Consider the following 2,186-nt stretch of genomic DNA (forward strand, 5'->3'; position numbering starts at 1 on the left):
GTGGGTGTTTGGGTCTTGGTTCGCGGGCTTCGCGCCGCTGCGCCGTCCGATTCTGTGGTTGCGGACTCCGCAGGACGGTTTTCCTCCCTAGCCCATAGCCCCTACCCCCTAGCCCCTACCCCCTAGCCCCTAACCCCTAGCCCCTAGCCCCTACCCCCCAGCACCCTGCCAAAAATTGAATGGCGACGGGGGGTGGCGCTGCGCTAAGATGGATGCACCTACACGCGGAGGTGTACCCATGACCAGGCTCCCCAAGAACGAGCGCTTCAACTTCAGGCTGGACAGCGACGACCGGCGGCGGCTGCGGCTGGTCGCCCGCCGCGCCCGGCGCAGCCAGGCCGAGACGCTGCGCCGGCTCATCCGGATGGCGGCCGAGGAAACCGCGCCGCCCTGGCGGCGCCCATGACCCCGGACACCTCCCCCACCGGCCTGCGCAACTTCGCCCGCCAGCTGCACGGCTGGGGCGCGGCCGTGACGGCCATCCGCGCCGGCGCGAAGCGTCCGGCCCACCGCTGGCAGCGCTGGCAGACCGAACCCCAGACGAAAGAGGAACTGAACGGGCTGCCCTGGCGCAAGGCGGCGGCCGTGGGCGTGATCAACGGCCGCGGCGACTTCCGCGTGTTCGACATCGACGCGCTCAAGGACGAAGACGGCCGGCCCCTCGTGCCCGTGCCGGAGCGCGTGGTAGTGGAACTGCTGCTGGCGCTGGGGCTGCCCGACGACTACCAGTGGAGCTACCGCAGCGGCAGCGGGGCGGGCTTCGGCGTCGTCATCCGCTGCCAGGAGGCGCTGCCGCCGGAGTGGCCGGCGGCCCAGGGGGTCTACGTCGGCGAGCCGGCCGGCGACCGGCCGTTCGGCCAGCTGGAGCTGCGCTGGGCGACGGGGCAGACGGTCATCGACGGGGCGCACCCGACGGGGCCGGGCTACCACTGGCGGCTGGGCGACCGGCCGTTCGTCCCCCCCGCCCTGCGCACGGCGGCGCAGGTGGTCAGGGCGTTCACGGCCATCGCCGAGCCGCCCGTCGCGCCGGCCTCCCCCCTGCGCCCCCGCTCCCCTGCTCCCCCGCCCCGCCCCCTGACTCCTGTCAGGCCCCCGCTCCCCGCCCGCTACGCCGCCGCGGCCCTGGCCGACGCCAGACGGCAGGTGGCGACGACGCCGCCCGGCGGGCGCAACAACGCGCTGTTCCGGCAGACGGCCGGGCTGGCCGAGCTGGTCAACGGCGGGCTGCTGGCGCGGCCGGAGGTGGAGCAGGTGATGGCCGGCGAGGCGCTGGGGGCCGGGCTGACGGCGCGGGAGACGCGGGCGACGATTGCGAGCGCGTTCAAGAAGGTGGGGGGGAAGGCGAGGGGAGCAGGGGAGCAGGGGGGCGGGGGAGCGGGGGCTGAAGACCCTCTCCCCAACCCTCTCCCAAGGGGCGAGGGAGCCGGATCCCCCGCCCTTCGGGAGGGGTTAGGGGAGGGTCTGCGAGGAGCAAAGAACCCTCTCCCCAACCCTCTCCCAGGGGGCGAGGGGACCGGATCGCCCGCCCTGTTGGAGGGGGCCGGGGCGCGGCTGGATGACACGGGCAACGCGGAGCGGTTCACGGCGCAGCATGGCGAGGCGGTGCGCTTCAACCACTCCACCGGCCACTGGCTGCTGTGGGCGGGCACGCACTGGCGGCGCGACGACGACGGGGCCATCCAGCGGCGGGCCAAGACGACGGCGCGGGGCATCTACGACGAGGCGGCGGCGGCGTCGCGGGCGGGCGACGACGAGTACGCCGGGCAGCTCGCCAGGTGGGCGCGCGCCTCGGCCGCCGAAGCGCGGCGCAACGCCATGCTCAGCCTGGCCCAGTCGGAACTGCCCATCCCCGTCACCCACGACCGGCTGAACCGCCACGACCGGCTGCTCAACGCCCGCAACGGCACGCTCGACCTGGCGACCGGCCAGTTGCGCCCCCACGCGCGCGACGACCTGCTGACCTATGCGCTGGCGGTGGATTACGACCCGGCGGCTGAATGCCCGACCTGGGATCGCTTCATCGCGCGCATCACGGGCGGCGACGACGCGCTGGCCGGCTTCCTGGCGCGGGCCGCGGGCTACACGCTGAGCGGGCTGACGGACGAGCAGTGCCTCTTCTTCCTCTACGGCCACGGCGCGAACGGCAAGAGCACCTTCATCGAGACGGTGCTGGCGCTGCTGGGCGA

At 74.2% G+C, this 2,186-nt stretch carries 1 protein-coding gene and 1 pseudogene; both read left to right on the forward strand.

Annotated features, from left to right (window positions below; genetic code table 11):
- Window positions 1-238: 238 nt before the first annotated feature.
- Window positions 239-406, forward strand: coding sequence for a hypothetical protein (locus tag ACE3UY_RS11085; RefSeq protein WP_374687592.1), 168 nt, complete (start codon window positions 239-241; stop codon window positions 404-406).
- A pseudogene (locus tag ACE3UY_RS11090) lies at window positions 403-2,186 on the forward strand (hypothetical protein); the annotation flags it as partial. The gene ACE3UY_RS11085 and the pseudogene ACE3UY_RS11090, both read left to right, overlap by 4 nt.

It is taken from the genome of Promineifilum sp. (SeqCode), from assembly GCF_041918635.1.
GTDB lineage: Bacteria > Chloroflexota > Anaerolineae > Promineifilales > Promineifilaceae > Promineifilum.

Excerpts from the sequence above, each read along its gene's own strand:
- ACE3UY_RS11085 (WP_374687592.1), top strand. The coding sequence starts at position 239 with ATGACCAGGCTCCCCAAGAACGAGCGCTTCAACTTCAGGCTGGACAGC.